Source organism: Nitrospiria bacterium (assembly GCA_036397255.1).
Taxonomy (GTDB): domain Bacteria; phylum Nitrospirota; class Nitrospiria; order DASWJH01; family DASWJH01; genus DASWJH01.
Genome location: DASWJH010000114.1, coordinates 1 through 8,656 on the forward strand (window position 1 = coordinate 1; position 8,656 = coordinate 8,656).

The 8,656-nt window shown below is 46.0% G+C and carries 5 protein-coding genes; all 5 read right to left on the reverse strand.

The window, feature by feature from the left end; genetic code table 11:
• Nucleotides 1-1,836 (reverse strand): Ig-like domain-containing protein (locus tag VGB26_15425; protein HEX9759164.1); only part of this gene is annotated, 1,836 nt, incomplete at its 3' end.
• Entirely contained in the window at nt 1,833-2,810 is a 978-nt protein-coding gene (locus tag VGB26_15430; protein ID HEX9759165.1) for a hypothetical protein, read from the reverse strand. The genes VGB26_15425 and VGB26_15430, both read right to left, overlap by 4 nt.
• 7 nt (nt 2,811-2,817) lie before the next feature.
• Nucleotides 2,818-6,606, reverse strand: coding sequence for a carboxypeptidase-like regulatory domain-containing protein (locus VGB26_15435; protein HEX9759166.1), 3,789 nt, complete (start codon nt 6,604-6,606; stop codon nt 2,818-2,820).
• Nucleotides 6,607-7,468: 862 nt separating this feature from the next.
• Nucleotides 7,469-7,723, reverse strand: coding sequence for a hypothetical protein (locus VGB26_15440; GenBank protein HEX9759167.1), 255 nt, complete (start codon nt 7,721-7,723; stop codon nt 7,469-7,471).
• Nucleotides 7,720-7,920 (reverse strand): hypothetical protein, encoded by a 201-nt coding sequence (locus tag VGB26_15445; protein ID HEX9759168.1) that lies wholly within the window; start codon nt 7,918-7,920, stop codon nt 7,720-7,722. The genes VGB26_15440 and VGB26_15445 overlap by 4 nt, the downstream gene beginning before the upstream one ends.
• Nucleotides 7,921-8,656 lie beyond the last annotated feature (736 nt).

Genomic DNA, 8,656 nt, shown 5'->3' on the forward strand with positions numbered 1-8,656 from the left:
GATCACCGGATTGGCAGGATCGGAGATATCCACGATCTGAAGGCTTCCCGTGTAATCGGCCACATAGACGATATTTCCATCCGCCATCACTTCAAAGGCATCTCCGGGGGTGTCTACACTGCCCACGATCTGAGGGCTCTGCATATTACTGATATCAACGATTTGAATGCCCGCCGTTCGATCCGCCACAATGGCCAGATCTCCTACCACATCCACCCCTCGGGCCAATCCCGGCGTATCCAGCGTACTCACAAGAACGGGAGTAGCGGGGTCGCTGATATCCACCAGATGAATCCCCGGACCTTCATCGGCAATGACGGCACGGTTGCCCGAGACCGCCACATCCCAGGCCAACCCGGGTGTATCCACACTCCCCAGCAGTTGTGGATTTAAAGGATCGGAGATATCCACTATATACAAGCCTATTCCGCTGCCTCCCGATAAATAGGCCATATCTCCCACTACCTGAACGTTGGTTGCGGGGGTATTGACAGAGCTGACGATCTGAGGAAAACTTCGGTCGGAGACATCCACCACCTGCAGCCCTCCCACCCCATCGGCAACATAAACATAATTGTCTCGGACATCCAGATTGTAGGGTATGCCCGGTAGATCCACAAAAGATAAGGGAACGGGAGAGAAGGTTTCAACCGTCACGCTTGCGGTATCGGAGAAACCGCTGTTGGAAACAGTCAGCGTACAGAGCCCATCCTGGCCCGCGAAGACCTCCCCATCGGTGGCACCGAAGTTACAGATCAAAAGATCCGAGGATGTATAATTGGTTCCCTTATTTGTGGAGGTGAGATTAATGGTAGTCCCATCCGACAGATTCCCAGTCACGGTCAGCTGCCTTGTGGCATCTTGGTTAAGGATAGTGTTATACGCCAGGATAAAATTTGATGGGGTCACATCGATTGAGGTTAAGGCCTGGGCCAAATTAAAGCTCCCGGCATCAGTGGGATCGCTTCCAGTCTGGATCTCAAGTAAATCCCGAATCCCGTCTCCATCGGTGTCGGCCAAGAGGGGATTGGTCACAAACCCGCTGGTTCCGGCCACCTCCGCGCCGTCGGAGATGCCGTCTCCATCGGTATCGGCCACGTTTGGATCGGTTCCGGTCTGAAACTCCTGCAAGTTGGTCAGCCCGTCCCCATCGGGATCCAAATCCGCATCAAAGGGATCGTTGGGATTCAGGCCGTTGGCGGTCTCATAATCATCCGGAATTTCGTCCCCATCGGAGTCTCCTGCAGTTCCCGTACTCACCATCATAAGCAATGTCGACAGAACACCATCCTTGCTTGCAGACAATACCACCGTTCCGGAAGAAACCGCTGTCACCAACCCTGAACTGCTCACCGTGGCGATATTCGGATTGCTGGTGGTGTAGACCGTATCGGGCTCGCCGGTCACATCCGCCGTGGTCCCGTCATCATAGGTTCCGGTGACTGTAAACTGAGCTGTGTCACCAAGACTAGTCAAGGAGAGTTTTGAGGAAGTAAGGGAAAGGAAATCAATAATTGGTGGTAACCCTGTGACTTCCAAAATTCCAAAATCAACTATTCCATCTAGGGGAGGATTAATAAGCGCTGTTTTTCCTCCAAACCGGATTGCTCCATTGGTGCAATTCAGACGAGCCGTTAACGGACTCCCATCGACAGGCACATTATTTATTTCAATTTCACCATCAGGAATAACAGGAACTGTTTGGTTAAGGACACTAACTACACAGTCAGGTTGGGTAATTGCATCAAATTCTTTAATTTCTGTAAGTGAGTGGGCCAAAATTGGAAATAAAAGGAATGTAAAAAATAAAGGTATAGCTCTAATAAAAAATCTCATATGATTGGCCTCAATACTATTTTTTCTTCGGGCTTAATGATGTCAAGTCTAAGAAAAATGTCTTCCACATGAACTCGGTAGCCATAGGTAAAAGTTTTATCTTCCCAAATTTCTCTCAGAACTTTAATGGACTCAACATTTTTGATTTCGGCTAATCGTTTAACAGGCCAGGGATCAGGATATCCCGAAACAGTTTTAGGGGTCTTGTGTTCATAAAGAAAGCGCTTAATGGCTTGGATTTCCTTGGAAGGGCTCATCTTTTTAACACTTTGACGTAAAGCCATTACCTCTTGGCGTAGAGAGATTTCTTCAATCCCATTTTCAATGCTTTTCAAAAATCTTCCATAAGGTCGTTCCCTATTTTGTTCCAAAATTAAGGCTTTCTCTAGAATCTCTTTTGCCTCATCTGTACCTGTCTTAGCAAGAAAGCTCACTGATTTAACTTCATAAAAGGTGGAAAAATAGTTGGGACCTTTTCTGGGAGAATTTTGCATTAAAGCAGATTCTAAAAAATCCAATTTTTCTTCCATAGATGAAATTCTTTTATATTCGATAACCCATAAAGCTTCCTCGTAGGCTTTCTCTAGCTCAAGATTTTGTTCCTTTGAGAAAATTTTATCCTGTCCAGAACCTTTAAGATTTGTGTAAAGAGTTTCAAGGATATCTTTAGGAATGTCCATGCCTTCCACCATAATTAATAAGGATTGTAGTGCCGAAAGTCTTATTTCAAAACTTTTATTTCTGAGCTCCTCTATAAATAATTGTGTATATTCTTCTTTGTACGGGGTAATAATTTCCCCCCCTTCAAATTGAAGATCTACTTGGGACTTAAAAATTATTAATTCAGCTTTGCCATCCTGGGAAACAAAAGATTGGATTTGTGTTCTTTCCCCAAAGGAATTCAAGGGAAAAAATAAAATTAATAAAAGTTGTTGAAAATAAAATATTTTGAGGTTTTCCTTAAAAACCGTCATTTTTTGCCTATCCCAATTTCTGACAAACCGGGTTCATTTTTACGCCAAAAATAGTCGCTCCTTCGTGTATATCGAATCTTGGCGTAACACCATCTATTCGAAAACTTGGATCAATATCATCGGGGGCTCCATCTTCATCCTCATCAAAAATTGGCCCTAAATCGGGAACACCATCATTATTGGAATCCATTTTACGTTCGTAAACAGCAGCATGGTAAAGCTCATGAAGCAGGACATGGAATGCTGGGCCGTTATTCTCTGCAATCAAAGGATCATCCACAATAATAAAAATCGTTTCATTATTTGGATTAAAACAACCACCAATAGTCTTTTGGGTGTCACAAGTATCCGCCAATGTTCTTTCAGCATGGTTAATAAATTCAAAATCTACGAAAGAGGAAAGATCCATAACCTCTTTAAGATAATTATTTTTATGTTGGTCTACTTGCTTTAAAAATGAAACCGATTCTTGAATCCAAACTTCCCAACCAACTTCCTCAATTGTCTTTCCACCACATTTGATTTTTGAAATCGTTTTCCTCGAAATTAATTCTGGAGGTGCCGGAAAATGCCACCCCCCTTCAATAATCCCCACACCCGGATCTGAAACAATAAAAGCCCCGTCCTGTGAAACCGTGCCTGTCCCAATCCCCACCCACTGACCCAGGTCATGATCAAAGGAATACAGGTCCACAATCTCTCCGGGCAGCCGGTTATCAATATTAGGATAGGAAATTGGTGCAGGGGGATCAAAAACAGCACCCGGAGGCTGGATGGTGAAGACCAGTTTCGGGTTTAAGCCATTGGGCGGGGGCATGGGGACCTTGTCCCGGTGGACTTGAGTCACGGATACAGAGCCTGTCTGGGATCCGTCACGGAAGGTCACGCTTCCCGCGGGAATGTCCAATGAGAACCCCGCCACGTTGCTGACCTGGAGGCTCGCACTTTGAGATGGGCTGACCGTTTGAGCGTTTTGAACATCGATGGGCAAAAGATAAATCGGCATTCCCACGGTATTATCACGGCCGGATACGGTATTCACTTGAAACTCCAGCGTGGGCCAGGTCCCCGGAATCGTCGCGGTGGTCCCGTCCACGATGAGATGTATGGCACCCACCGGAACCCCCGTGAGTCGAAACTGGCCTTGATCGTCAGTCTGTGTCTCTAACGGCGTATTTAATACGGAAACCTCCACTCCTGGTATGGGTTCCTCCGTATTGCTCAACACGATGCCTGAAAAAGAGGTGTCTTCCGGATTTCCGGGAATGACCCCGGATGCCACAAAGGTCACGGGAAGGCCGGGATTATTCGGAAAGGTCGCTTCTACTTTATTGTTCGTAATCCCCTCCTCCGGCCCCAGGACCCAGGTCACATGGGCCTTTCCGTCACTGTTGGATAGGACGTCGATTTGTGTTTGATTATTCACCAATCCATCTCCATTTACGACCGTAAAGGTTACGGACACACCTTGGACGGGATTTCCCTTTTCATCACTGACGATGACCTGCATCGGCTCCGGTAAGGCATTTCCCGCCTCACCCCGGAAGACGCTGAAATTGACGGGATGAATCAATGCCGCGGTGCCCGCAACTCCCGTGGCGGTAAAAAGCGCTTTGGCGGAAATCCCCATGGCAGTGACCTCCGCCCGGTTCTCCCCCGCTCCCGCATAGGTTCCCAGTGTCCAGGTCACTTGAGCCCTTCCGAGTGAATCGGAATTGAGGGTCACCTTCCTGGGGCCGCCATCGAAATAACCGTTGTTCCGGATGACATTAAAGGTCACGGGATGATTCACCATGAGGTTCCCCTGCGCATCCCGTAATTCTACTACCAAGGCTTGAGAAAGTGGAGCCCCGATGGTCCCGGTCTGGTTGTTGCCCGAAATAATGTTGATTCTGGCCTGGGCGCTTGTGTCCAGATTGACCGTAATGCTGGCCTGGGCCTGATTCCCCGCCGTATCCGTCCCGACGGCCGTAATGGTGTTGGGGCCGGGATTTAAGGAGACGTTTTCGGCCATAAATCCCCGGTTGGATACGGTAGCCGGAACGCCGTTGACCGTCACCGTGGCGTTGTTCCCGTTGACCGTTCCCGAAACAATATCGTTGATCATCCCCGTCACGGTGACGGGGGATGCATAAACCGTCGCCCCATCTATTGGTGTGTTGAGGATCACTCTGGGCGGCGTGGTGTCGATCGTGACGGAGATATTGGCCGTCCCCGTGTTTCCCAAGGGGTCCTGGGCCACGGCCGTGATAAACCGTGTTCCCTCACCCAATGTGATGTCCGCTGCGTAGGTATTCCCGGTAATGGTTGCATCCACCCCGTTGACCTCTAGGGTCGCATCGGGGTCGTCGATGGTCCCGGTGACAGAAACTGTCGAGAGGTTGGAGGTTGAGAGGTTAGCGGGAGAGGATATGGTTACCACAGGGGCGATACTATCAACCGAAACAGTCCGAGTCTGTGTCGTGCTATTATCGGCAATGTCGGTCGCGGTCACGATGACGGTATTGGCTCCCTCCGTCAGGGCCAGGGCCAATTCGAAATCGTCCCCTAAGAGATTGGCTGAGGTTCCGTTGACGCTGACATCGGAAACGGTATTGGCATCTGTTGCGGTTCCTGTGACAGATAAAACGGTTTGATTGGTCGCCAATTCATCGGGTGGTGAAGTCAGTATAAGGCTCGGAGGGGTTTTATCGATGTTTAAAGTAACGCTCGCGGTTGAACTGTTTCCCGCCATGTCTACAGCCGTTCCGGTGATCAATTGATTGGCACCTTCGGAGGTTACCGTTATTTGCGGGGTAAGGGTATCAATCCCAGATAAACTGTCTGTGCCTGTAAAACTGACATTTACATCCGTATTATTCCACCCGTTGGCATTGGGTAGTGGTGAAGAAGTGGCAGAAATAATAGGGGCGGTTTTATCCAGATTGACCGTAACATCCAATGTTGCGATATTGTCCGCGAGATCCGTTGCCGTCCCGGTGATGATCTGGTTGGCCCCTTCCGTTGTGACCGTCACATCGGGAGAAACCGAAACCAAACCGGAGAGAGCATCCGTAGCACTGAAACTGATAGTCGGGTCGGAATTGTTCCATCCATTGGCATTGGGGATCGGATCAGTTGATGAGTTTAAAACCGGCGGGGTTTTATCAAGGTTAATAACAACAGATGCGGTTTGGGAATTCCCTGCATGATCAATGGCCGTTCCCGTAATAACCTGGGCCGCACCTTCCAAATTCACGATAATGGAATCGGAACAGGCGGCCACGCCTGAGATGGCATCATCGCATGAAAAACTCACCGTGACATCCTGATTGTGCCATCCTGCCCCGTTGGGTTGAATATCCAATAAAGCTGTGATGGTGGGAGGATCATTATCCAGCCCTACAATTTCAACCGTTAAACCACCTCCGGGTTTTCCCCTTAATTCCACGGAAAATTGATTGGCGGTATTGACCGTGATCGGCTTCTCAATATAGCTCACATTCTGGTTGAATTCGTTGGGGCCGACGATTTCAACCCCATTTAACAAAAATTCCGAGCTTGAGACCAGTTCGAACTGGTCATCCTCCAGTCCGCCGTTTGTAATTTTAAGGGTATATTCGGTTTCGGGATTTAAAACGGAAAAGTTAAAGACCACGGGCTCGGGACTTCCGGAACCCCGTGTATAGTTTTGAGGTCCGAAAACGGTAAAATTCCCTGCAAAAACCTCCAATGGAGAAAACAATACCAGTAGACAAATTAAAAAGAGAGAAACGCTAAGGAAGGAATGAGAACAAAGAGAGGTCCGGTTGAGCATTCAAACTCCCATTTAGAAAAGGAACCCAGGGACAATTTCAAAAAAAACAGTTTTGGAAAATACCAGCGAATAATCAGAATGTCAATCACAAATTGTAGTATTTCTCATTCAGAATTATAAAATTAAAATGAATAAACTAAAGCAAATTTCATTCCAAAAACTTCGTGAATTTAACCCGATGTCAATATTGGTCAATAAAAAATCTCTCTTTTGCTTTGTTATCGATTTCAAAGTTATTCATAAGTGCCTTAAAAATTTTTAAAAGTTGAACCTCCGCTACATTTTTGTAGCAAAATAAATTTTTTTAAAAAATTTAAAGTTATCACTAAAAATCCTTCGATCGGCCTTTTCCAGAAAAGATATTCCCCTTTTAAGAAATCTTTATTTTGGAAAAAGGAAATTTTCTTCAAAAGCCTTTAGGAAAAAAGGGTAAGATAAGTCAAGAATTAAAAAAAGGGACTGATTCCTTACCAAATAAGATCCCCGTAACAGGGCTTTGGGGTCTACAGGGGAAAAATGATTTAAAAATCCCCCTCAATCCCCCTTTGTGAAAGGGGGAGGTTTTGGGTTGCTCCTTTTCCAAAGGGGGAATTTTAAGGGAGAGTAGGTATTATCAAAGAGGGAAAATTCAAAGGTCGGGGTCAGCAAGATAATCACTTGAAAAGAAGAATTATAAATTTAGGGGTGATGCCTTTAACGGGAGTTCTTGTTGCCGCAAAACGAGGTTTAGGGCCGCCTTGCCGATTACAAATCGAGATTTCCTAGTAGATACCTACGCACGCCCACCAACGAGCTTTACAACACCTTTTACAGTTTAATTGACTCTACTCAGATTAGATCTTTTTGAAGGTCTAAAGAGGAATTAGCCCAACAATTTATCATAATCTGCGTGGCTGCCGATCCAGAACCAAAGTGTTCCTTCAGGGATTTCAACCGCGAGAGCACGGTAATAAAGGCCAATACGAGCGGACCAAAAACGGCCAACTTTCTTGAAATGCAAAGATGGATGATGAGGATTGTTTTTCAGGAGAGTATAACATTTGTCGGCGAGCTTTTTGATAGGTGGAGGAAGTTCTTTGTAACAAGCCCAAAACTCAGGAGAGGCGAAATGCTTCAAATCTCCGTGCACCCACCGGTTTTAAACGCTTTGATCGCAGCCTCCCCCAGAGTATCTAATTTGCCGGCCCTCACATCTTCTTCGATCTGCCTATCCCAATTCTCGGCATCAAATTGTTGGAACCATTTGCGAAAATCTCCCAGTTCCGATGGCGTTAATTTTTGAATTTCCTGTTCGATGTTTTCAATATTACTCATTAGACTTCTCCGAAATTAAACAGTTTTTTTAGTTTAGCATAACTTAGGAGGAAACGCTAATTAAAAAAACTGCGCTACAGCCTCATAACCCTCGACTCAAAGGCCCACTCCTGCTCCACACGACATCAGGTAAACCTCTGTTTAGCCTGCGAAAATACATTTTATGGAGGTCCGTGGATCAAGAAAATAAGGTTGCCCCGTATTTCAAATAGAGGTGTATTTAAAGCCATCATAATTTTGCACCTCCCGCCCAATATTTTAAGTGGTCCAGAATCATTTAAATTGACAAACTTCGGACTTAGGGTTATTAAAGGCAACGGAGTCTTCCTTTAGGTTCTGGGATAATCCTGAGGACCAGGTCTATGATAAGCTTTAAACAAGGTCAAGTCGTCTGATTCCTTTTCCTTTCACCGATTTGACCACAACCAAACAACGCACTGCCTTTATCATTTCCTCCAACCATTATAACTCTACCCATCCCGATGTCATTCTGGCCTCCATCACCTCCCAAGTTCCAAAAAAGATCTCCCCATATGACGATCTCTTAACAGGAAGGATTCAAAAAATGGCGGGTTTGCCGAAACCCTCCATTATCAAACTAGGAAAAATTGTGACGATCGATCAACGGTTGGTCAGAAGGACCTTAGGAAAGCTATCTTTTAATAAAATGAAAAAGGTGAAAATTATTCTAAAGAGGATTTTTAAGGCATTTAGTTGCCGATGGTTTTAATAATAA

Coding starts and splice junctions, on each gene's coding strand:
- VGB26_15445 (HEX9759168.1), bottom strand. CDS start 7,920: ATGAGTAATATTGAAAACATCGAACAGGAAATTCAAAAATTAACGCCA.
- VGB26_15435 (HEX9759166.1), bottom strand. CDS start 6,606: ATGCTCAACCGGACCTCTCTTTGTTCTCATTCCTTCCTTAGCGTTTCT.
- VGB26_15430 (HEX9759165.1), bottom strand. CDS start 2,810: ATGACGGTTTTTAAGGAAAACCTCAAAATATTTTATTTTCAACAACTT.